This is a genomic window from Piscinibacter gummiphilus, assembly GCF_002116905.1.
GTDB lineage: Bacteria > Pseudomonadota > Gammaproteobacteria > Burkholderiales > Burkholderiaceae_C > Rhizobacter > Rhizobacter gummiphilus.
Genome location: NZ_CP015118.1, coordinates 1,231,490 through 1,253,272, shown reverse-complemented (window position 1 = coordinate 1,253,272; position 21,783 = coordinate 1,231,490). Strand labels below are relative to the sequence as shown.

22 protein-coding genes are annotated in these 21,783 nt (G+C 70.2%); 8 read left to right on the top strand and 14 right to left on the bottom strand.

The features are described 5' to 3' along the window. The 3 genes from gspD to gspF are packed head-to-tail and all read left to right on the top strand — an operon-like array spanning position 1 to position 4,927. Positions 1–2,262 (top strand): type II secretion system secretin GspD, encoded by a 2,262-nt coding sequence (gspD, locus tag A4W93_RS05670; RefSeq protein WP_085749688.1) that lies wholly within the window; start codon positions 1–3, stop codon positions 2,260–2,262. A gap of 10 nt (positions 2,263–2,272) precedes the next feature. Next, positions 2,273–3,694 (top strand): type II secretion system ATPase GspE, encoded by a 1,422-nt coding sequence (gspE, locus tag A4W93_RS05665; RefSeq protein WP_085749687.1) that lies wholly within the window; start codon positions 2,273–2,275, stop codon positions 3,692–3,694. 12 nt (positions 3,695–3,706) lie between these two features. Further along, positions 3,707–4,927 carry a type II secretion system inner membrane protein GspF gene (gene gspF / locus A4W93_RS05660; protein WP_085749686.1) on the top strand — a complete coding sequence of 407 codons (1,221 nt, stop codon included), beginning with the start codon at positions 3,707–3,709 and terminating at the stop codon, positions 4,925–4,927. 116 nt (positions 4,928–5,043) lie between these two features. Here the strand turns inward: gspF and A4W93_RS05655 are convergent, their stop codons facing one another. Genes A4W93_RS05655 through A4W93_RS05625 form a run of 7 tightly spaced genes read right to left on the bottom strand, consistent with a single transcriptional unit; the run spans position 5,044 to position 11,707 of the window. Beyond that, positions 5,044–5,820 (bottom strand): MetQ/NlpA family ABC transporter substrate-binding protein, encoded by a 777-nt coding sequence (locus A4W93_RS05655; protein ID WP_085749685.1) that lies wholly within the window; start codon positions 5,818–5,820, stop codon positions 5,044–5,046. Further along, positions 5,817–6,767: a sulfonate ABC transporter substrate-binding protein gene (locus tag A4W93_RS05650; RefSeq protein ID WP_085749684.1), complete on the bottom strand. Its 951-nt coding sequence runs from the start codon at positions 6,765–6,767 to the stop codon at positions 5,817–5,819. The genes A4W93_RS05655 and A4W93_RS05650 overlap by 4 nt, the downstream gene beginning before the upstream one ends. Before the next feature lie 27 nt (positions 6,768–6,794). Beyond that, on the bottom strand, positions 6,795–8,156 hold the full coding sequence (locus A4W93_RS05645; RefSeq protein ID WP_085749683.1) for an LLM class flavin-dependent oxidoreductase: 1,362 nt from the start codon (positions 8,154–8,156) through the stop codon (positions 6,795–6,797). An 8-nt stretch (positions 8,157–8,164) separates the two neighbouring features. Further along, complete coding sequence (locus tag A4W93_RS05640; RefSeq protein WP_085749682.1) at positions 8,165–8,980, bottom strand: MetQ/NlpA family ABC transporter substrate-binding protein; 816 nt, start codon at positions 8,978–8,980, stop codon at positions 8,165–8,167. A gap of 23 nt (positions 8,981–9,003) precedes the next feature. After that, positions 9,004–9,675, bottom strand: coding sequence for a methionine ABC transporter permease (locus tag A4W93_RS05635; RefSeq protein WP_085749681.1), 672 nt, complete (start codon positions 9,673–9,675; stop codon positions 9,004–9,006). Continuing rightward, entirely contained in the window at positions 9,672–10,508 is an 837-nt protein-coding gene (locus A4W93_RS05630; protein ID WP_085749680.1) for a methionine ABC transporter ATP-binding protein, read from the bottom strand. The genes A4W93_RS05635 and A4W93_RS05630 overlap by 4 nt, the downstream gene beginning before the upstream one ends. Before the next feature lie 8 nt (positions 10,509–10,516). Then, positions 10,517–11,707, bottom strand: coding sequence for an acyl-CoA dehydrogenase family protein (locus tag A4W93_RS05625; protein WP_237357701.1), 1,191 nt, complete (start codon positions 11,705–11,707; stop codon positions 10,517–10,519). Between the two features lie 166 nt (positions 11,708–11,873). On the opposite strand from A4W93_RS05625, the gene A4W93_RS05620 reads away from it, so the two are divergent. The 3 genes from A4W93_RS05620 (at position 11,874) to A4W93_RS05610 (ending at position 14,394) form a co-directional block, all read left to right on the top strand. Continuing rightward, on the top strand, positions 11,874–12,746 hold the full coding sequence (locus A4W93_RS05620) for a TauD/TfdA dioxygenase family protein (RefSeq protein ID WP_085749678.1): 873 nt from the start codon (positions 11,874–11,876) through the stop codon (positions 12,744–12,746). A gap of 125 nt (positions 12,747–12,871) precedes the next feature. Then, positions 12,872–13,870 carry an AAA family ATPase gene (locus A4W93_RS05615; protein ID WP_085749677.1) on the top strand — a complete coding sequence of 333 codons (999 nt, stop codon included), beginning with the start codon at positions 12,872–12,874 and terminating at the stop codon, positions 13,868–13,870. Positions 13,871–13,965: 95 nt separating this feature from the next. Continuing rightward, the gene (locus A4W93_RS05610) at positions 13,966–14,394 is read left to right on the top strand and encodes a globin family protein (protein ID WP_085749676.1); all 429 of its coding nucleotides are present in this window, start codon (positions 13,966–13,968) and stop codon (positions 14,392–14,394) included. A 1-nt stretch (position 14,395) separates the two neighbouring features. On the opposite strand, the gene A4W93_RS05605 is transcribed toward A4W93_RS05610, so the two are convergent. The 3 genes from A4W93_RS05605 to A4W93_RS05595 form a co-directional block, all read right to left on the bottom strand. Then, positions 14,396–15,955: a hybrid sensor histidine kinase/response regulator gene (locus A4W93_RS05605; protein WP_157131593.1), complete on the bottom strand. Its 1,560-nt coding sequence runs from the start codon at positions 15,953–15,955 to the stop codon at positions 14,396–14,398. Continuing rightward, complete coding sequence (locus tag A4W93_RS05600; protein WP_085749674.1) at positions 15,952–16,701, bottom strand: response regulator; 750 nt, start codon at positions 16,699–16,701, stop codon at positions 15,952–15,954. Before A4W93_RS05600 ends, A4W93_RS05605 begins: the two co-directional genes overlap by 4 nt. Positions 16,702–16,870: 169 nt before the next feature. Further along, positions 16,871–17,077, bottom strand: coding sequence for a hypothetical protein (locus A4W93_RS05595; protein WP_157131592.1), 207 nt, complete (start codon positions 17,075–17,077; stop codon positions 16,871–16,873). A 132-nt stretch (positions 17,078–17,209) separates the two neighbouring features. Between A4W93_RS05595 and A4W93_RS05590 the strand changes: the two genes are divergently transcribed. Continuing rightward, positions 17,210–18,127, top strand: coding sequence for a 5'-nucleotidase (locus A4W93_RS05590; protein ID WP_085754048.1), 918 nt, complete (start codon positions 17,210–17,212; stop codon positions 18,125–18,127). Here the strand turns inward: A4W93_RS05590 and otnI are convergent. After that, complete coding sequence (gene otnI, locus A4W93_RS05585) at positions 18,096–18,887, bottom strand: 2-oxo-tetronate isomerase (RefSeq protein WP_085749672.1); 792 nt, start codon at positions 18,885–18,887, stop codon at positions 18,096–18,098. The two genes, A4W93_RS05590 and otnI, sit on opposite strands and share 32 nt — an antisense overlap. Positions 18,888–18,929: 42 nt before the next feature. On the opposite strand from otnI, the gene A4W93_RS05580 reads away from it, so the two are divergent. After that, positions 18,930–19,952 (top strand): LacI family DNA-binding transcriptional regulator, encoded by a 1,023-nt coding sequence (locus A4W93_RS05580; protein ID WP_085749671.1) that lies wholly within the window; start codon positions 18,930–18,932, stop codon positions 19,950–19,952. On the opposite strand, the gene A4W93_RS05575 is transcribed toward A4W93_RS05580, so the two are convergent. The 3 genes from A4W93_RS05575 to A4W93_RS05565 all read right to left on the bottom strand — a co-directional run bounded on the left by A4W93_RS05575 (position 19,949) and on the right by A4W93_RS05565 (position 21,771). Further along, entirely contained in the window at positions 19,949–20,794 is an 846-nt protein-coding gene (locus A4W93_RS05575; RefSeq protein ID WP_085749670.1) for an SDR family NAD(P)-dependent oxidoreductase, read from the bottom strand. The genes A4W93_RS05580 and A4W93_RS05575 overlap by 4 nt on opposite strands. Further along, the gene (locus A4W93_RS05570; protein ID WP_085749669.1) at positions 20,791–21,327 is read right to left on the bottom strand and encodes a carboxymuconolactone decarboxylase family protein; all 537 of its coding nucleotides are present in this window, start codon (positions 21,325–21,327) and stop codon (positions 20,791–20,793) included. The genes A4W93_RS05575 and A4W93_RS05570 overlap by 4 nt, the downstream gene beginning before the upstream one ends. A 66-nt stretch (positions 21,328–21,393) precedes the next feature. Further along, positions 21,394–21,771 carry a DUF2845 domain-containing protein gene (locus A4W93_RS05565; RefSeq protein ID WP_157782115.1) on the bottom strand — a complete coding sequence of 126 codons (378 nt, stop codon included), beginning with the start codon at positions 21,769–21,771 and terminating at the stop codon, positions 21,394–21,396. Positions 21,772–21,783: the final 12 nt, after the last annotated feature.

The following is a 21,783-nucleotide window of genomic DNA, read 5'->3' as shown; positions in this document are numbered from 1 at the left end:
ATGAACAAGCGCCCTCTCCTCTCGCTGCCCCGGCGCCCGCTGACCTCGGCCGTGGCGGCCGCGATGATCGCCACGTCGCTGCCCGCGCCCCTCGTGTTCGCGCAGACGCCCGCGAAGCGCACGCGTGCGGCGGAGCAGCAGGTCACGCTGAACTTCGTCAACGCCGAGATCGAAGGCGTGGCGCGGGCCATCGGCGCGATGCTCAAGCAGCAGTTCATCGTCGACCCCCGCGTGAAGGGCCAGATCACCCTCTACAGCGAGGAGCCCCTCACCACGCGCGAGGCCTACCTGAACTTCCTCGCCGCGCTGCGCGGCCAGGGCTTCACGGTGGTGGAGTCGGGCGGGCTCTACAAGGTCGTGCCCGAGGCCGACGCGAAGCTGCAGTCGGGCACGGTGTCGGTGGGTGGCGTGTCGCGCCGCGGTGACCAGATCATCACGCAGATCTTCAAGATCAACCACGAGAACGCGAACAACCTCGTGCCGGTGCTGCGCCCGCTGATCAGCCCGAACAACACCATCAACGCCAACCCCGGCAACAACACGCTGATCATCACCGACTACGCCGACAACCTGTCGCGCATCGCGAAGATCATCGCGGCGATGGACACGGCCGGGGCCAGCGACGTCGAGATCATCCCGCTCAAGCACCTCGTCGCGGTCGACCTGCTGCCCACGATCCAGAAGCTCGCCGACGCGTCCGCCAGCGGGCAGCCCGGCGCCCCGGCCGCCGCCGTGCCGGGCGGCTCGTCCGCGCCCGCCATCGTCGCGGACTCGCGCACCAACTCGCTGATCGTGAAGGCGCCGAACCCCGCGCGCATGGCGCAGATCCGCTCCATCGTCGAGAAGCTCGACCGGCCGCAGGACTCGAACTCCCCGGCCGGCAACATCTACGTCGTGTACCTGAAGAACGCCGACGCCACGCGCCTGGCCACCGTGCTGCGCGCGGCCCACGCCGCGGGGCAGACCACCGGCCAGGGCGGCGCGGCCGGCGGCGGCGGCGCGGCCCCCGCATCCACCTCGCAGAGCAACCCGAACGCCGCGATGAACAGCGGCAACTCGCAGAACGGCGCGTCGGCCCAGTCCACCGCTCCGGTGAACTCCGCCGCCGCGGTCAACACCGGCGGCTTCATCCAGGCCGACCCCGCCACCAACGCGCTGATCATCACCGCGCCCGAACCGCTCTACCGGCAGCTGCGCGCCGTCATCGACCAGCTCGACTCGCGCCGCGCGCAGGTCTACATCGAATCGATGATCGTCAAGATCGATGCCAACAAGACCCGTGACATCGGCGTGCAGTGGCAAAGCACCATCGGCAAGAGCGGCGACAGCACGCTGTACGGCTACGGCACGAATTTCCAGACCCCCGGGCCCAGCATCATCTCCGGCACGGCGGCCATCAATGGCGGCACGGCCGCACTGGGCGAACTCGCCGGGGCGGTGTCGCAGGGCTTCAACTTCGGCGTGCTGCGCAAGTTCGGCAGCCTCTACACCATCGGCGCCCTGGCCACGTTCCTCGAGTCCACCGGCGACGCCAACATCCTGTCGACACCGAACCTCGTGACGCTCGACAATGAGGAAGCGAAGATCGTCATCGGCCAGAACGTGCCGTTCGTCACCGGAAGTTCGCTCACCACGGGTGCCGGCACGGCAAGCCCGTTCCAGACCATCGAGCGCAAGGACGTGGGCCTCACGTTGCGCGTGAAGCCGCAGATCGGCGAGAACGGCACCGTGCGCATGGTGATCTATCAAGAGAACTCGAGCGTGGTCAGCACGTCGACCCTCTCCGGGCCCACCACCGACAAGAGCGCGGTCGAAACCAACGTCGTGGTCGACGACGGCCAGATCATGGTGCTGGGCGGCCTCATGAAGGACGAGTACACCGGCAACATCGACAAAGTGCCGCTGCTGGGTGACATCCCCTACATCGGCGCGCTCTTCCGCGCCGACAACCGCAAGCGCGTGAAGAGCAACCTGCTTGTGTTCCTACGCCCGGTGGTGATGCGCGACCAGGTCGCCGCCAGCGCGCTGTCCATCGACCGCTACGACGCCATTCGCGCCGTGCAGCAGGGCATGGAATCGCCGTCCTACCAGACGCCGGTGCTGCCGCCGTTCAACGCGCCCGCACCGGGCCGGATCGCCCCGACCATCCCCGCACCGCTGAGCGAGCGTACGCAACCGGCCCCGCGCGATCCGTCCACGCTGCCGCCGAGCAACCCGCCGGTGGTTCCGCCCTCGGCACCGGCCTCCACGCCGTCGAACTGAGGCCCGCGCCATGGGAGCCCGCCACCCCCTGCCCTACGCCTACGCGAAGGCGCACACGCTGCTGCTCGAGGACGACGGCGAGCGCCTGATGCTGTGGGCGCCCGAGAACGTGTCGCTGTCCGCGCTCGGCGAGGTGCTGCGCCTGTACTCCGTCGACACGCTGACGCACGAATCGGCCGACACGCTGACCAACCGCATCGCGGCCGCGTACGCCGGCGGTGAGTCGAGCGCGGCCACCGTGATCGGCGAGGTCGAGAGCCGCGTGGACCTGAGCCGCATGATGCAGGACCTGCCCGCCGTGGAGGACCTGCTGGAGGCCGCCAACGACGCGCCGATCATCCGCATGCTCAACGCGCTGCTGACGCAGGCCGCGAAGGACGGCGCGAGCGACATCCACATCGAACCGTACGAGCGCTCGAGCTCGGTGCGCTTCCGCGTCGACGGCACGCTGCGCGAGGTGGTGCAGCCCAACAAGGCGCTGCACGCCGCGCTGATCTCGCGCCTGAAGATCATGGCCGAGCTCGACATCTCGGAGAAGCGCCTCCCGCAGGACGGCCGCATCTCGCTGCGCATCGGCGGCCGCGCGGTCGACGTGCGGGTGTCCACGCTCGCGTCCTCGCACGGCGAACGCGCCGTGCTGCGCCTGCTCGACAAGGGCGAATCGAAGTTCACGCTCGAGGGCCTGGGCATGGGCGGCGCCACGCTGTCCCGCTTCGACAACCTGATCCAGCAGCCGCACGGCATCGTGCTCGTCACCGGCCCCACGGGCTCCGGCAAGACCACCACGCTGTACGCGTCGCTCGCGGGCATCGACACGTCCACCACCAACGTGCTGACCGTGGAAGACCCGGTCGAATACGAACTCGCCGGCATCGGCCAGACGCAGGTCAACTCGAAGATCGACCTCACGTTCGCGAAGGCCCTGCGCGCCATCCTGCGCCAGGACCCGGACGTCATCATGATCGGTGAAATCCGCGACTTCGAGACCGCGCAGATCGCCGTGCAGGCATCCCTCACGGGCCACTTGGTGCTGGCCACGCTGCACACGAACGACGCGCCCAGCGCCGTCACGCGGCTGACCGACATGGGCATCGAGCCGTTCCTGCTCAGCTCGAGCCTGCTGGGCGTGCTGGCGCAGCGCCTCGTGCGCAAGCTGTGCCCGCACTGCAAGATCCAGGACGGCAAGGGCCAGTGGCACCCGGTGGGCTGCGCCGAATGCGGCCACAGCGGCTACAAGGGCCGCACCGGCGTGTACGAGCTGATGGTGGCCGACGAACGCGTGCGCGGCCTCATCCACAACCGCGCCCCCGAACCCGAGATCATCGCCACCGCCCGCCTGGGCGGCATGCACTCGATGCGCGAGGACGGCGACCGACTCGTCGCCGAAGGCATCACCTCGCCGGAAGAAGTGATGCGGGTCACCCGAGAGTAAGGCCAGAGCCCGATGCCCGCGTACAAGTTCGAGGCGCTCGACGGCGCCGGCAAGTCCACCACCGGCCTGCTCGAGGCCGACAACCTCAAGGCCGCCCGCGCCCAGCTGCGCGCGCAGTCGCTCGTGCCGCTCGACGTGCAGCAGGTGGTGAGCGCGGGCACGCAGCCCGCCGGCAACTTCATGGCGATGCGCCGCAAGGTGTTCACGTCCACGGCGCTGGCCGTGTGGACCCGCCAGCTCGCCGGCCTCGTCGGCTCGGGGCTGCCGCTCGAACGGGCGCTCACGCTGCTCAGCGAGGAGGCGGAGGACCCGCGTCAGCGCGAACTGGTGGCACACCTGCGCAGCGAGGTGAACTCCGGCTCGCCGTTCGCCCGGGCGCTGTCCAGCGCGCCGCGCGAGTTCGACGACGTGTACCGCGCGGTCGTCGCCGCCGGCGAACAGAGCGGCGCGCTCGGCCGCGTGCTCGAGCGCATGGCCGACGACCTGGAAGAACGCCAGGCGCTGCGCGGCAAGCTGATGGGCGCCACGCTGTACCCCGCGATCGTGTCCGTCATCGCCGTGGTCATCGTGATCTTCCTCGTCACGTACGTCGTGCCGCAGGTCGCCTCGGTGTTCGTGAACTCCAAGCGCGCGCTGCCGTTCCTGACGTCCGCGATGCTCGCCGTGAGCGCCTTTCTGCGCGGCTACGGCTGGCTGCTGGCGCTCGGCCTGGTGGGTGCGTTCTCGCTGCTGCGGCTCGCGCTGCGCAACGAGGTCTTCCGCGTGCAGTTCGACGCCGGGCTGCTGAACCTGCCCCTGTTCGGACGCCTCGCCCGCGGCTACAACGCTGCCCGCTTCGCCGGCACCCTCGCGATGCTGGCCGGCGCCGGCGTGCCCATCCTGAAGGCCCTGCAGGCCGCCGCCGAGACGCTGTCGAACCGCGCGATGCGGGCCGACGCGCTCGATGCGCTGGTGCAGGTGCGCGAAGGCGCACCGCTCGCGTCGGCCCTGGCCGGCAAGAAACGCTTCCCCGGGCTGCTGGCCATGTTCGCGCGGCTCGGCGAACAGACCGGCAAGCTGCCCGAGATGCTCGACCGCGCCGCAGGCCAGCTGGGGCAGGAAGTGCAGCGGCGGTCGATGCAGATGGCGACCATTCTGGAGCCGTTGCTGATGGTGGTGATGGGGGCCGTGGTGATGGTGATCGTGCTGGCCGTGTTGCTGCCGATCATCCAACTCAATACCTGGGTGAAGTAGAGCTCCCAAAACACTCGTCATCCCGGCGAAGGCCGGGACCCTGAGTGGTCACCTCGCGCGCCATTGCGTGAACGCACGCACGGGGTCCCGGCCTCCGCCGGGATGACGCAGCTTTTTCAGAACGCCGGCACCAGCGACCCGCCGAAGCTCGACTCGACCAGCTTCCTCACCTCCGGCGACTGGAACGCCTTGACCAGCTTCGCGACCCACGGCTTGTCCTTGTCGACGGTGCGCACCGCCAGCAGGTTGGCGTAGGGGCCCTTGGCATCCTCGATGGCGATGGCGTCCCGCGTGGGCACGAGGTTCGCCTGGACCGCATAGTTCGTGTTGATCGCGGCGGCGTCGAGGTCGTCGAGGGAACGGGGCAGCTGAGCAGCCTCCAGCGGCACGATCTGCAGCCCCTTCGGGTTCTCGGCGATGTCGGCCAGGGTGGCCGAGATGCCCGCGCCCGGCTTGAGCTTGATCGCCCCGTACTTCTGCAGCAGGGCCAGCGCCCGCCCGCTGTTGGACGGGTCGTTCTGGATGCCGACCTTCGCGCCCTTCGCCAGCGCGTCGAGCGACTTCACCTTCTTCGAGTAGAAGCCCATCGGGAAGGTGACAGTGTCGCCCACCGCGGTGATCTTGTAGCCGCGGGCCTGGATCTGGCTCTGCAGGAACGGGCGATGCTGGTAGCTGTTGGCCTGCACATCCCCCGCGTCCAACGCCGCGTTCGGCTGGATGTAGTCCTGGAACTCGACGATCTGCAGCACGAGGCCGTCGCGGGCCGCAACGGTGCGCGCCGCCTCCGCGATCTGCGCGTGCGGGCCCGCGGTGACGGCGAGGCGCACGGTGTCCTGTGCGTGTGCCGCGAGCGCCGACGCGGCCAGCACCACGCCCCCCAGCACGCGCTTCACAGCAGCACCTCCTTGAACACCGCGTCCTTGACCGCGATCTGCCGCTTGATCAGGTTGAGTTTGAAGAAGGTGTCGGCGATGCGCTGCTGTTCGGCGACGATGCCCGCGTCCACCGGCACGGCGGTGTAGCGGCGGCGGTCGGTCGCGAGCTTGAGCACGGGGCTCGGCACGCCGAGCTGCGGCGCGAGCTGGTCGGCGAGCTGCTGCGGGTGGCCGTCGGCCCACTCGTTCGTCTTCTTCAGCTCGGCGAACACCGTGCGAAGCACCTGCGGGTTCGCGCCCGCGAACTGCGGCGTCGAGATGTAGAAGGTGCGGTTGTTCGACAGCCCCTCGCCGTTGCGCAGCACCCGCGGATTGCCCGCGAGCTGGGCGCCCGCGAGGAACGGGTCCCACAGGCCCACCGCGTCCACCTTGCCGGACTCGAACGCGGTGCGGGCATCCGCCGCGTTGTTGACCCACGCGGGCTGGATGTCGTCGAAGCTCAGGCCGGCGTCTTCCAGCGCGCGCACGAGCAGGTACTGCACGTTCCACCCGCGGCCCACGGCGACCTTCCTCCCCTTCAGGTCGGCGATGGCCTTCACCGGCGAGTCCTTCGGCACGAGGATCGCGATGCCCTGCGGGTACGGCTGTTCGGCCGCGAGGTAGACCGAGTTGACGCCGGCGGCCTGCGCGAACACGGTGGGCGTGTCGGCCGCGTGGCCGAAGTCGATCGAGCCAGCGTTCAGGGCCTCGAACAGCACGGGGCCGGTGGCGAACTCGAACCACTGCACGGTCCAGCCCTGGGGCTTCAACGCCTCCTCGAGCTTGCCCGCACCTTTCAGGATGTTGAGCGTGTTGAACTTCTGGTAGCCGATGCGCAGCACCTTGTTGTCGGCGGCGAAGGCGGGCGTCACGGCCGCGGCGGCGGCCAGGGCCAGCAGGTCACGGCGGTTCAGGAAGGCGGTCATGTGGTCGTTCTTTCTTGTGATGAAAAATCAGATCCGAACGCGGGTCGCCGCGTGCCCGGCGCCCAGGCGCGGACCGCGGGCGAACAGCTTCTCGCGCAACGTGCCGTCGCTGTACGACGTGGCGTACCGGCCGCGCCGTTGCAGCTCGGGCACCACGTGGTCCACGACGTCACGCATCGTTTCGTGGGCCAGCGCGTAGGTCAGGTTGAAGCCGTCGATGCCGGTCGCGTCGACCCAGCGTTCGAGTTCGTCGGCCACCTGCGACGCCGAGCCCACGATGACGGGGCCGCGCCCGCCCAGGCCGATGAACCGCGCCGCCTCGCCCACCGCCCACTTGCGCGAGGGATCGGTCTGGCTGAACGACGCGAGCGCGGTGCGGCCGGCCTCGGTGTCCACGTGTTCGATGGGCGCGTCGGGGTCGTACTTCGAGAAGTCGACCCCGGTCCAGCCCGACAGCAGCGCGAGCGACGCCTCCACGTCGATGTGTTCGAGCAGCTCGCGGTGCTTCGCGCGGGCCTCGGCCTCGGTGGGTGCGGTGATCACGAGCGCCTGCGCGTAGATCAGCACGTCGTCGGCCGGCCGGCCCTGGGCCACGAGGCCGCCGCGCACGGTGTCGACGTAGCGCTTCAGCACGGTCTCGGTGGGACCGCTGATGAACACGCACTCCGCATGGCGCGCCGCGAACGCGACCCCGCGCGGGGACGTGCCCGCCTGGTACAGCACCGGCGTGCGCTGCGGCGACGGTTCGCACAGGTGGATGCCCGGCACCTGGTAGTGCGTGCCCGCGTGGCGGATGGGCCGCACCTTCGCCGGGTCGGTGAACGTGCCGGTGGCCTTGTCGCGGCGCACCGCGTCGTCGGCCCAGCTCTTTTCCCAGAGCTTGTAGACCACGTCCATGTACTCGTCGGCCAGGTCGTACCGCGCGTCGTGCCCCAGCTGGTTCGACAGCCCCAGGTTGCGCGCCGCGCTGTCGAGGTAGCCGGTGACGATGTTCCAGCCCACGCGGCCGCCGGTCAGGTGGTCGAGCGTGGAGATGCGCCGCGCGAACGGGTACGGATGCTCGTACGTCAGCGCGCAGGTGACGCCGAAGCCCAGGTGTTCGGTGGCCTGCGCCATCAGCGGCACGAGCGCCAGCGGGTCGTTGACGGGCACCTGCACGCCGTGGCGCACCGCCGCCTCGTGGTTGCCGCCGAACACGTCGTACACGCCCAGCACGTCGGCGAGGAACACGCCGTCGAACACGCCGCGTTCGAGCAGCTTCGCGAGGTCCACCCAGTGCTGCGGGTCGGTGTAGCGATGCGCCGAGTCGCGCGGGTGGGTCCACAGCCCGGGCGACTGGTGCGACGCCGCGTTCATCTGGAACGCGTTGAAGCGGATGCGTTGGCCCATCGCTTCGCTCAACGGCCCTGCTGATACTCGGTCTTCACGAAACCGGCGAAGTTCTTCTCGGTGACCGCGAGGAACTCCTTCGACCGGTAGGCGTCGGCGATGTCCTTGACCCAGGGCTTGTCCTTGTCGGCCGTGCGCACGGCCACGAGGTTCTGGTACGTGGGGCTCGTCTTCTCCAGGGCCAGGGCCTCGGTGAGCTTGAGGCCCGAGGCCAGCGCGAAGTTGCCGTTGACGAACGAGAAGTCGGTGTCGTCCAGCGAACGCGGCAGCTGCGCGGCTTCGAGCGGCACGAGCTTGAGCTTCTTCGGGTTCGACGCCACGTCCTTCTCGGACGCGCGGATCGGGTCGTAACCCTCGCGCAGCTTGACCCAGCCGATCTGCTCCAGCACCACGAGCGCACGCGCCGCGTTGGTGGGATCGTTCGGCAGCGCGACGGTGGCGCCGTCCTTCACCTCGCCGAGCGACTTGTGCTTCTTGCTGTAGATCGCGATGGGTGCGGTGGGCACCTTCAGCAGCTCGCTCAGCTCGAGCTTGTTCTCGGTGGCGAACTTGGTCAGGTAGACGATGTGCTGGAACGCGTTGGCATCCAGCGCGCCCTGGGCCAGCGCGTGGTTCGGCTGGATGTAGTCGTTGAACTCGACGACCTTGACGCGGTAGCCCTTCTTCTCCAGCAGCGGTTTGATGCCGACCTTGATCTGGTCGGCGTACGGGCCGGCGGTGGCGCCGAAGACGAGTTCCTTCTTCTCCTGGGCGAACGAGGGCAGCGCGATGGTGGCGGACAGCGCGAACAGCGCGGCAAGGGTGGAACGGCGGGCGAAGGTCATGACAGGGTCCTTGGGGAGAAGAATCAGCGTTTGTCGAGGTGGCGGGCGATCGTGTTGCCGCCGAACTGGATCAGCTGCACGAGCACGACGAGGATCGCGACGGTGAGCACCATCACGTCGGTCTGGAAGCGGTAGTAGCCGTAGCGGATCGCGAGGTCGCCGATGCCGCCGCCGCCCACGACCCCGGCCACGGCCGAGTACGACAGGAAGCTGATGGCGAGCACGGTGAGCGCGAGCACCAGGCCCGAGCGGGCCTCGACGACCAGCACGCGCCACACGATCTGCAGCTCGGACGCGCCCATCGCATGGGCCGCCTCGACCACGCCGCGCGGCACGTCGCGCAGGCACTGCTCCACGAGGCGGGCGAAGTACGGGATGGCCGCGAAGCTGAGCGGCACGGCCGCGGCCACGGGCCCGATGGACGTGCCGGCGATCACGCGGGTGAACGGCACGAGGGCGACGAGCAGGATGATGAACGGGAACGACCGCACGGTGTTCACGATCCAGTTCAGCACGCGGAACGTGTGGCGCTGTTCCAGCGACTGCCCGGGGCTCAGCAGGAACAGCAGCACCCCCATCGGTCCGCCCAGCAGCACGGCCGCGGACAGTCCGATGGCGAGCATCAGCAGCGTCTGGCCCACAGCCGTGCCCAGCTCGGGCAGCACGGCGACGATGTTGTCGGAGAGGAAGTTCATGCGACGGCGGCCTCCAGGCGGTCGAGCAGGCGGGCTTCCTCGGGCGATGCGGCCAGGCGTGCGAGTTCGCGGCCCAGCACGGTCCGGCGCAACACGCCGGCCTCCTCGGCCACGGCGAACTGCTCGGCCACCGCACCCTGCTCGATCACCGCGACGTGGCGGCACAGGCGGCGCACCACCGACAGCTCGTGAGTCACGATCACGATGGTCACACCGAGGGTCTTGTTGATGTGGCTCAGCGTGTCGAGCACGCTGCGCGTGGTCTCGGCGTCGAGCGCCGACGTGGGCTCGTCGCACAGCAGCAGCGCGGGTTCGGGCGCGAGCGCGCGGGCGATCGCCACGCGCTGCTTCTGGCCGCCGGACAGCTGCGCGGGGTGGCTGCCAGCCTTGTCGGTGAGGTCCACGATCGACAGGCACTCGCGCACGCGCGCGGCGATCTGCGCGGTGGTGCGCCCGCCGTGCAGCCGCAACGGGAACGCGACGTTGTCGGCCACTGTGGCGTTCTGCAGCAGGTTGAACTGCTGGAAGATCATGCCGATGGACTGCCGTGCCGAACGCAGCGCGCGCTTGTCGAGCGAGGTCAGGTCCTGCCCGGCGACGGTGACGGTACCGGAGTCGGGACGTTCGAGCAGGTTGATGGTGCGCAGCAGCGTGGACTTGCCGGCGCCACTCTTGCCCACGAGGCCGAAGATGTCGCCCGCGCGCACCTGCAGCGACACGTCGCGCACGGCGTGGAACGGGGTGCCGTCGGGCAGGTGGAAGCGCTTGTTGACGCGGTCGAGGCGCAGTAGCGGCGGGGCCGAGGCAGGCTCCAGGGTCTGGACGTGTCCCATGTCGGTCCTCACGAGTACGGGGTGGGATCGGGCACGCGGCCGTCGAGCCGGTGCCGGCCGAGGTCGCGCAGCTTGTAGTCGACGGGGTCGTGCAGCGTGTGCACGCGCACGTTGCGCCAGAAGCGGTCGAGCCCGAGGCGTTCGGACGTGGACCGCGCGCCGGTCAGCTCGAACAGCTGCGACGTCACCGCCAGGCCCGCGCGGTGCGCCAGCACCTTCGCCTCGGCGCCGGCCACGGCCACCTCGCCGCGTTCGGCCGCGGTGAGCGAAGGCCCTCGCGCGATGGCGGCGTCGAGCAGCGCCGCCGCCTCGTCGGCCAGCACGGCCGCGGGGCGGATGTGCAGCCACAGGTCGCCGTAGCGGTGCTGCACGACGGGGTCGTCGGCGGCCCGCGCGACACCGGACGCGAACCACGGTTTCGTCTGCTCCAGCGTGTAGCGGCGGGCTCCCTCGAAGGCGCCGGTCGCGATGCCGAGGTACAGGTTGGTCAGGATCAGCTGGGCCACCTGCGAGCGCAGCGTGGCCCGCGGCGTCGCCACGGCGCCCGGGACCTGCAACAGTTCATGGGCATCGACCCGCACGCGGTCGAAGCTCACCGTGCCGCTGTCGGTCTGGCGTTGGCCGAAGGCGTCCCAGTCGGGCGACACGACGACACCGCGGCGGTCGGTGGGCAGGGCTGCGATCAGCGCGGTCTGCGTGGCCTCGTGCCACGCCGAGATGGTGATGCGGTCGGAGCCGACCGAGCCCGAGCTGAAGCTCTTCACACCCTCGATGACGTAGCCGCCCTCCCGATCGTCGACCGCGATGGCCCGCTTGTCGAGCGGGTTCAGTGCGTTGCCCCAGAACCAGCGGTGCGTGACGGTGCCACGCAGCAGCGTCTCCTGCTGTTCGGTCGTGCCGTAGAGCACGATCCCCGCGATCTGCAGGTGGTGGAACGCGAGCAGGTGGGCGAGCGCGCTGTCGACCTCGGCGAGGCGGCGCACGATCCGCAGCATCGTCGAGAACGGCGCGCCGTCGCCGCCGAACGCGGCGGGGATGGTGAGCGTCAGCAGGCCGCTCTCGCGGATCAACTCGCGTTCGGCGCGGGCATGGCCGCCGGCGCGGTCACGTTCGATGGCGGTGGCCGCGAGCGCGGCGGCCAAGGCCTCGACACGGTCCGCGAGCGGCGGGGGTTCGATGGGGCGGGAAGACAAGGTCACGGTGAACAGACGACGGTTCGGAATGACGCCAGTGTTCTGGCCTTCGACGGCCCGGACAACGAAGAAAACCGTGTTTCGATCTGCACCGCGCCTCATGCGGACGGCAACCAAGCTCGCTCGCAATCCTTCCTTGCGCGTCGCCCGCGCCAGGCGTACGGTGCCAGGCATGTCACACGCCGCCCTCACCGACGCCCTGTCGATCACCCCGCTCGACGCGCCGCTCGGCGCGTCCGTCACCGGCCTCGACCTGACCCGCCCGGTGGACGACACCACCTTCCGCGCCGTGCACCGCGCGCACCTCGATCACCACGTGCTGGTGTTCCGCGACCAGCGCATCACGCCGGCCCAGCAGATCGAGTTCAGCCGCCGCTTCGGCCGGCTGGAGATCCACGTGCTGCACCAGTTCCTGCTGCCCGGCCATCCCGAGATCCTCATCGTTTCCAACATCAGGGAAGACGGCAAACCCATCGGCCTCGGCGACGCCGGCCAGTACTGGCACTCGGACCTCTCGTACAAGGAACGCCCGAGCCTCGGCTCGCTGCTGCACGCGCAGGAGTTGCCGTCCGAAGGCGGCGACACGCTGTTCGCGAACATGCACCTCGCCTGGGACACGCTGCCCGCCGACCTCCAACGCCGTGTCGAAGGGTTGAAGGCCGAACACAGCTACCTCGCCAAGTACGCCGAGATGCAGAAGCGCAGCCCGTGGCGCCCCGACCTGTCCGACGAACAGAAGGCCCAGGTGCGTCCGGCCCTCCAGCCGGTCGTGCGCACGCACCCGGAGACCGGCCGCAAGGCGCTCTTCGTCAGCGAACACTTCACCACGCGCATCCTCGGCGTGAGCGAGACCGAGAGCCGCGAACTGCTCGACCTGCTGTTCGCGCACAGCGTGAAGCCCGAGCACCTGTACCGCCACGCCTGGCAGCCGCACGACATGGTGTTCTGGGACAACCGCTCGGTGATGCACCTCGCGGCCGGCTGCCCCGACCACCTGCGGCGCAAGCTCCACCGCACGACCATCGAAGGCGACGTGCCGGCCTGATCGCCCGTCTGCGAGCGGGCACGCTCCATGCTCTCCATCTGGCAGGTCTTTCCATGGGTTATTCATCACGCCCTCTTGCGCGGGCCGTGGTTGAATGAAGTCATTGGTTGGTTCAGGAGGTCCGCATGAGCGCATCCAACGATCTGGTCACCGTGTCGCCCCGAGGCAACATCCCCATTGCCCGCATGCGAAGCGTCTACCGCGTCGACGACGTCGGCCGCCGGCTCGACCGCCTCCCCGACAAGGAACACGAAACCCTCCGTTCCACCTACGAGCGCATGCTCGAGAAGGGCCCCGACCGCTTCCAGGTCAAGCCCGCCGGCCTCCCGGCCATGGACCACCTCTACGACGACCTGCCCAACTTCACCGCCGTGCTCGACGACGTGAAGCGCCAGCTGGCCCTCTGCGAGGACAGCCGCGACGCCCTCGAGATCACCCCGCTGCTGCTGCTCGGCTCCCCCGGCATCGGCAAGACGCACTTCGCGCGGGCGCTGTCCGAACTGCTGGGCACCGGCATGGGGTTCATCTCCATGAGTTCCATGACCGCCGGCTGGGTGCTCTCGGGCGCCTCCAGCCAGTGGAAGGGGGCACGCGCCGGCAAGGTGTTCGAAACGCTGGTGGAAGGCCAGTACGCCAACCCCGTGATGGTGGTCGACGAGATCGACAAGGCCGGTGGCGAACACGCCTACGACCCGCTGGGCGCGCTCTACGGCCTGCTCGAGCACGACACGGCGGGCAGCTTCATCGACGAGTTCGCCGAAGTGCCCATCGACGCCAGCCAGGTCATCTGGGTGGCCACCGCCAACGACGCGCGGTCCATCCCCGACCCCATCCTGAACCGCATGAACGTCTACGACGTGCTGCCACCCGACCGCGAGCAGGCGCGCCACATCGCCACGAAGCTGTACCGCAGCATCCGCGCCGACCACGGCTGGGGCAGCCGCTTCGACCCCGAACCGGCGGCCGACGTGCTCGACCGCCTGAGCGAGATGGCCCCGCGCGACATGCGCCGCGCGTGGATGACCGCCTTCGGCAACGCGAAGCTCGCGAAGCGCGACCAGGTGCAGCCGCACGACCTGCCCGACATGGGATCGCGGCGCTCGCCCATCGGGTTCATGCAATGACGGCTTAACCAATGCAACACGGCACGTTTCCGCGCGAAATGCGCGTGAAGCGGGCCGCCGCGATGCTTCGGGCTCTTGTTCAAAGGAGCCCGCCCATGACCCCCGTCCAGATCGACCTCGTGCGCCAGAGTGCCGCACTGATCGTGCCCCGCTCGCAGCAGGTCGCCGCCCTCTTCTACGACACGCTGTTCACCGTCGATCCGTCACTGCAGGCGATGTTCCGCGGCGACATGACCGAACAGGGCAAACGCCTGATGACGATGATCATCACCGCCGTTCGGCTGCTCGACGACCCCGACACGCTGCTGCCCACGCTGCGCATCCTCGGTGCGCGGCACCTCACGTACGGCGTCAAGCCCGCGCACTACGACACGGTGGGGCAGGCGCTGCTCGGCACGCTGGCGCTCGGCCTCGGCGAGGCGTTCACGCCGTCGGTGCGCGAGGCGTGGATCGCGATGTATGGGGTGGTGTCGCGCACGATGCAGGAAGCCGCGTCCGATGCGGTCGTGTCGGACGGCGCGTGATTCAGGCCAGCAGCGCCTTGACGCCCGCCAGCAAGCCGGCCTTCGAGAACGGCTTGTCCAGCGCACTGCACCGCGCCGTGCGCAGGAACTCCCGCGCGTCGGGCGACAGGGTGTCGCCGGTGACGAACAGCATGCGCTGCGCGAGCAGCGGATGCCGCTCCACCACCGCGCGCCACAGCCCCGGCCCGTCCATGTCGGGCATGCGCAGGTCCGACACGATCGCGTCGAAGCGGGCCTCGTCCAGCAGCGCCAGCGCGAGGCCGCCGGACTCGGCCGTGGCCACCTCGTAGCCGGCCTGCTCCAGCATGTCCCGCATCAGGCTCGCGAGTTCGGGTTCGTCGTCCACCACCAGCACGCGCGACGGCGCGGGAGCCTCGGGCTCGTCGAGCGGCACGGGGCCGCTGTCGTCGATGGCCATGCCGCTGATGGGCAGGCTTGCCCGGAAGATCGCGCCGCGTTCGGCGCCGGACTGTTCGAGGATCAGGTCGCCGCCGTGTTCGATCACCACCGAACGCGACACCGCGAGGCCGAGGCCCGTGCCCATGCCCTCGCCCTTCGTCGTGAAGAACGGCTCGAAGATGCGCGAACGGAACTCGGGCGGCACGCCGGGGCCGTTGTCGGCGACGCGCAACCACACGCGCGGCTCGCGGCCCTCGCGCCGGTGCTCCACGCCGGTGCTCACGCGCACCCGGTGGGGGCCCGGGGTGCCCGTCAGCGCCTGCTGGGCGTTGATCAGCAGGTTCAGCACCACCTGGCCGAGCTGGTCGGCGTCGGCGTTGATGGGCGGCAGCGCGGCCCCCGGGGCGAGCTCGAGTTCGACCCCGTGCGTGCGGAAGCTGTAGAGCAGCATGTCGGCCGCGGCACGCACCAGCTCGTTGAGGTCGACCGGCGTGCGCTGGGCCGGGCGGTTGCGCGCCATGTTGAGGAAGGTGCGCACGATGCGGCCGCAGCGCTCCGCGGCCTCGCGGATGCGCAGCACGTCGGCACGCAGCTCGGGGTCCTCGCACTTCTCCTCGAGCAGGCTGGCGCGGCCCATCACGATGGCGAGCGGGTTGTTCAGCTCGTGGGCCACGCCCGCCAGCAGGCTGCCCATCGCGGTGAGCTTCTCGCTCTGGCGCAACGCCTCGCGCTGGCGTCCCACCTGCTGGGCGGCGTGGTGCCGGTCGCTCGCGTCGACGAGCGAGGCCGTGAAGTACGGGGCGCCGCCGGCATCGGTGCGCCACAGCACGAAGTCGACCGGGAACTCGGTGCCGTCGCCGCGCAGCGCGTGCAGTTCCATGCGGTGGCCGCTGGGCGTGGGTGCCTCGCCCTCGGCGAGCCGGCGCAGCGCGGCCTGGTAGACGGGACGCACCCGCTCGGGCAGTTCGACGTCGCCGAACACCTGGCCCAGCCGCTTCTCGCGCCAGCGGCCGCCGAACAGGGTTTCGGCGGCCGGGTTGAACTCGACGATGCGGCCGTCCGCGTCCATGGAAATCAGGGCCGCCAGCGCGCGGTCCACGATGGCCGCCTTGAGCGCCAGTGCCTCCTCGCGCCGCTGCACCTCGCGCCCCGCTTCCGTCACGCGGCCGCGAGGGGCACGAACACGTAGCCGACGTTGCGCACGGTCTTCAGGACCTCGGGCTTGTCGGGGTTGGTTTCGATCTTGCGGCGCAACCGCATGATGCGCAGGTCGATGGAGCGGTCGAACACGTCCCAGCCCCGGTTGTGCGCCTGTTCCATGATCTGGTCGCGGTTGAGCGGCCGGTTCGGGTTGCGGGCGAACAGCGCCAGCAGGTCGAACTCGGCGGCGCTGATCTCGATCTCGGCGCCGTCGGCGCCCGCCAGGCGGCGCTGTTCCAGGTCGAGCACACAGCGGCCGAAAGCCACGCGGTGCACGGCGGCCGGTGGAGGCGCGGGAGCGGGAGCGGCCTCCGCTGGCTGCTGCAGCCGGCGCAGCACCGCCCGGGTGCGGGCGAGCAGCTCGCGCATCTCGAAGGGTTTGGGGATGTAGTCGTCGGCGCCCAGTTCGAGGCCCACGATGCGGTCGACCGATTCGCCGGCGGTGGTGAGCATCAGCAGGCCCACGCGCGGATGGGCGTCGCGCAGCCAGCGCGCGAGCGACAGGCCGTTCTCGCCGGGCATGTTGATGTCGAGCAGCACCGCCTGCGGCGACACCGTGGCCAGGATCTCGCGCGCGCGCGCGGCGTCTTCCGCCGTGAGCACGTCGAAGCCGTGGCGGCCGAAGTACTCGCCGAGCAGCGCCCGGAGGTCGGGCTCGTCGTCCACCACCAGCAGCACGGGCTTGGCCGCGCCTTCCACTTGCCCCATGACCGGCTCTCCCTGAGGGTCTGTCTTTCGGGATGAATCATATCGGGGTGAACCGGCCACGCGCGCGTCTTCGAGCGCGCGCGCCAGCCACTCGCGGGCGGTGCGATCGGTCATCGGAGTCCCCTCGCCACCGGCCCGTCGGCCGGACGGTCGCACCACCCCCCGCGCGTCATGCGGTGGCGTGGGTGGGCAGCAGGTCTTCCTCGAACCCTTCGCTGCGGAAGATCACGGGACGGGTGTCCATGAAGTCGGCATGGAGCACCTCGGGCACCTGGGGGGAGGGCATCGGGTAGCCGGACGGCTGGAACAGCATGGCCAGGGCCGGCTGGCGGGAGAAGAGACGCTGGAGGGTGCTGGTGACGGGCAGGTTCATCATGGACTCCGAAGGCGGTGGTGCAGGGGATGGAACGAAGTGTGGACGGCGGCCGTATCAGGCACATTTCGCCGGTCCCGATCCTGTGTTTCGTTTGTTTCAGCCCGGCGGGACGATGGCGCTAGGATGTCGCCCATGCCCGCCTCCCTGGACAACCAGCTCGTCGTCGCGATCTCCTCGCGCGCCCTCTTCGACTTCGAGGAGGAGAACCGCCTCTTCGAGGCCCGCGACGACCGCGCCTACATGCAGCTGCAGCTCGACCGGGTGGACCAGCCCGCCAAGCCCGGTGTCGCGTTCTCCCTCGTGAACAAGCTGCTGACCTTCAACAAGGCGCCTCCGGACACCTCCGTGGAGGTGGTGATCCTGTCGCGCAACGACCCGGTCTCGGGCATGCGGGTGTTCCGCTCGGCGAAACACTACGGCATGCCCATCCAGCGGGGCGTCTTCACCCGGGGCGAGTCGCCCTGGCGCTACCTGCGGCCGCTGAACGCCCACCTGTTCCTGTCGACGAACGAAGCCGACGTCCGGTCGGCCCTGGGCGCCGGGGTGCCGGCGGCGCGGGTGTTCCCGCACTCGGCGCGGGCGTCCGACGCCCATCCGAACGAGGTGCGCATCGCCTTCGACGGCGATGCGGTGCTGTTCTCCGACGAGGCCGAGCAGGTGTTCCAGCGCGCCGGCCTCGATGCCTTCCAGGCCCACGAGCTGGACCGCGCCGGGGTGCCGCTGGCCGCCGGCCCGTTCAAGCCGCTGCTGGACGCGCTGAAGCTGCTGCAGGAAAAGGCGTCGCCCGCGATGCGCATCCGCACCGCCCTCGTCACCGCCCGCAGCGCGCCGGCACACGAGCGCGCCATCCGCACGCTGATGGAGTGGGACATCGAGATCGACGAGGCCATGTTCCTCGGCGGCCTGCCGAAGGGCGCTTTCCTGCGCGAGTTCGAACCCGACTTCTTCTTCGACGACCAGAGCGGCCACATCGAGAACGCCTCGCCGCACGTGCCCTCGGGGCACGTGGCGGCCGGTGTCACGAACCTGCTGAAGCCCGGTATCGCCTGAGCCAGGCGAGCCCGGCGGACGTGTCGCCGCGGGGGCGGTACTCGCAGCCCACGTGGCCCGTGTAACCCGTGGCGTCGATCTCGGCCAGCAGGTGGTCGAGGGCCAGTTCGCCCGTGTCGGGCTCCTGGCGCGACGGCACGCCGGCGATCTGCAGGTGGCCCACCCGCCCGCCGGGCAGGTAGCCCCGCAGCTTGGTGATCAGGTCGCCCTCGACGATCTGGCAGTGGTACAGGTCGAACTGCACCTTCACGTTCGGCGCACCCGTGGCCGCGGCGGCGTCATGGGCCTCCTGCTGGCGGCTGATCAGGTAGCCGGGCATGTCGCGCGGGTTGATGGCCTCGAGCAGCAGGTCGATGCCCAGCGGCGCGGCCAGCGATGCCGCCCAGGCGAGGTTCTCGGCATAGACCGCGTGCTGGCGGGCCGTGTCGGCTTCCTTCAGCCCGGCCATCACGTGCAGGCGCGGGCAGCCCAGCACCTGGGCGTACGCCAGCGCCTCCTCCACCGCGGCGCGGAAGCGCGCCTCGTGGCCGGGGCGGGCCGCCAGCCCCCGCTCGCCGCCGTCCCAGTCACCGGGGGAGACGTTGAACAGCACCGGCTTCAACCCATGGTCGTCGAGGCGGGCCTTCACGTCGCGGGCGTCGAACGCGTACGGGAACAGGAACTCGACCGCGTCGAAGCCGTCCCGGGCGGCCGCGGCGAAGCGGTCGAGGAACGGCAGGTCGGGGTAGAGGAACGAGAGGTTGGCGGCGAAGTTCGGCATCGGGTCCTCACGATAGCAAAAGCTCGCGCACAATCCCCGCCCATGCCGCCCCGCAAACCCGCCTCCGTCAACATCAAGGACGTCGCCCGCCATGCCGGTGTGTCGCTCGGCAGTGCGTCGCGGGTGGTCAACAACGTGGCGAACGTGGGGGAAGAGACCCGCGCGAAGGTGCTCGCCGCCATCGAGGCGCTGGGCTACCGGCCGAACCACGCGGCGCAGTCGCTGCGCTCGCGCAGCACGCGCACCATCGGCTGCCTCGTCACCGACGTGGCGAACCCTCTGTACGCCCAGCTGTTCCGCGCGCTCGAGGAGCGCTTCCTCGCCGAAGGCTACCTGCTGCTGCTCGCCAACGGGCTGAACGACCCGGACCGCGAGATCGCGCTGCTGAACCTGTTCCGGCTGCGCGGCATGGACGGCGTCGTGATCGCCCCGGGCAACGAACGCCATGCCGGCGTGCTGAAGGCGGTGGCCGCGCTCGAGATGCCCGCCGTGGTGCTCGACCGGGACCTCGCCAGCCGGCACGACAAGGTGCAGTTCGACCACGCCGCCGGCATGAAGGCGGCCGTGGCCTACCTCGCGGGGCTCGGCCACCGGCGCATCGCGCTCGTGCAGTCGCAGTCGTCGAACCGGCCCATGCGGCGGCGAGCCGAGGGACTGCGTGCCGCGTGCAGGTCGCACGGCCTCGCGTTCGACGACCGCTGGCTCGTGCAGCTGCCCAGCTCCACCAGCTCGGCCTACGACGCGGTGGCCGCGCTGCTCGCGGCGCCGGACCGTCCCACCGCCCTGCTGGTGCAGGGCACGTCGATCCTCGTGGAGACGCTCAACGCGGTGTCCGCGGCCGGGCTGTCGATGCCCCGCGACCTGTCGCTCATGAGCATCGGCGACCCCGACTTCGCTGTCCACCACGCCCCGCCGCTCACCGCGCTGCGGGTCGATTTGCACGCGGTGGCCGACCGCACGGCCGAACGCCTGCTGGCGCGGCTGGGCGGCGAGACCGCCGAAGCGGTCTCGCTGCGCGTGCCGTCGGAGTTGATCGAACGCGGCTCCTGCGGTCCCGCGCCCTAGGCGGCAGCCCGGGCGACGCCCACCGACAACCCCCCATCGAGCAGCAACGCATGCGCGTTGCAGTAGCTCGACTCGTGCGAGATCAGGTAGAGGCAGGCATACGCCACCTCCCAGCCCGTGCCCTGCCGGCCCCACGGCACGGCCACCGCGCGGCCCGGGCGATGGCGGGTCGCGTCACGGCCCATCGGCGTGTCCATCAGGCCCGGCAGCACCGCGTTGCAGCGGATGCCCTTGGCCTCGCCGGCCACGGCCACGCTGCGGGCCAGCGCCACCTGCGCCGCCTTCGACGATTCGTAGGCGGGGTTGCGGCTGCCCGCGCGCAGGCTCGCGAGCGAGGACATCAGAACGATCGACGAGCCCTCGGGCATCACCTCGAGCGCGGCCTGGCAGAACAGCATGTGGCTGCGCACGTTGACGGCGTATTCGAAGTCCCAGTCGGCGGCGGTCTGGCGCGCGAGCGGCAGCCCGCGCGAGATGCCGACGTTGAGCACGAGGCCGTCGAGCCCGCCCATCTGCTCGGCACAGCGTTTCACCAGCGGGGCGATCACGGAGGCGTCCGACACGTCAGCCACTTCGGCGAACGCCACGCCCCCCTCGGCCACCACCTGGGCACGGGTGTGTTCCACGGCCTCGGCCGAGCGGTCGACGCAGGCGACCGTCGCGCCCTCGCGCGCGAACAGCACCGACACCGCGCGACCGTTGCCCACGGGCGGGTCCTCGTCGGGGATGGGGCGCTGGCCCGCGCCCACCACCAGCACGCGCCGGCCGCGCAGGCGCTGGCGGCCGGTTTCCTCACCCAGCGATTCGGGGAACAGCTGGCGGGACGGATCGGGGGCGCTCATTGCACGGCCTCCCGCGCTTCGGTGTCCGCCTCGATGTCGACCTCGAAGTTCTCGAGGAAGCGGCTCACCATCATGTAGAAGCCGATGGTCAGGACCAGCTCGGCGACCTGGCGGTCGCCGAGGCGCGCACGCACGGCGTCGAACAGCACGTCGGACGCCTTGACCCGCTGCACCACCTCGTCGGTGAAGCGCATCACGAGGCGCTGCAGGTCGTCGAACGCCGGGGCGTCCGGTCCGTCCGCGATGGCGGCGAGCACGTCCTCAGGCATGCCGGCGGCACGCGCGACTCGCCGGTGCTGGTGCACCTCGTAGGACGCGTGGCTCAGCAGGCCCACGCGCAGGATCGCGATCTCGCGCAGCACGGGGTCGAGGGCACTGTTGCGCAGCAGCGAGCCACCCAGCGCGAGGAACGGCGACGCGGCGTCCACCGCGTGCGGCAGCATGCGGTAGAGGTTGAGCGGGTTGCGGGACTTGAGCAGCTCGGCATAGGCCGCCGGCATCTGCTCGGGTTCGACGTACGGAATGCGGGCCATCGGGCCTCCTGGTCACTGGCGGAGGCCCGATCCTAACGACAAATGAAACGTTTCACCAGCGTCGCGTCACCGGGGTCGACCCTCATAGACGATCGACTCGACGACCCCGCGCTGGAAGCGCACGATGGCGAAGAGGTTGCCCGGTCCGCGGTCGTAGAGCCATTCGTCCACGGGTTCGCAGGCGTAGCCCCGGTTGGGCACCACCACCGGATAGGGCGAGTTGGGATAGGGCACGACGGGGTACGGCACCGTGGGCACCACCACCTCGACCGGCTTGCAGAAGGAGTCCTTCAGCATCGGTTCGCCGCATTTGCGCAGCACCGAGAGCTTCGAATCGCCCGGGCCGGAACTCTCGCCGTTGCAGCGGAGGGATTCGGCGCGGACCGCGGACCCGCACGCGAGCAGGATGGCCGCGGTGAGCAGGGTGCGGGTCGAGGGTGTCATGGTGGACCGCCG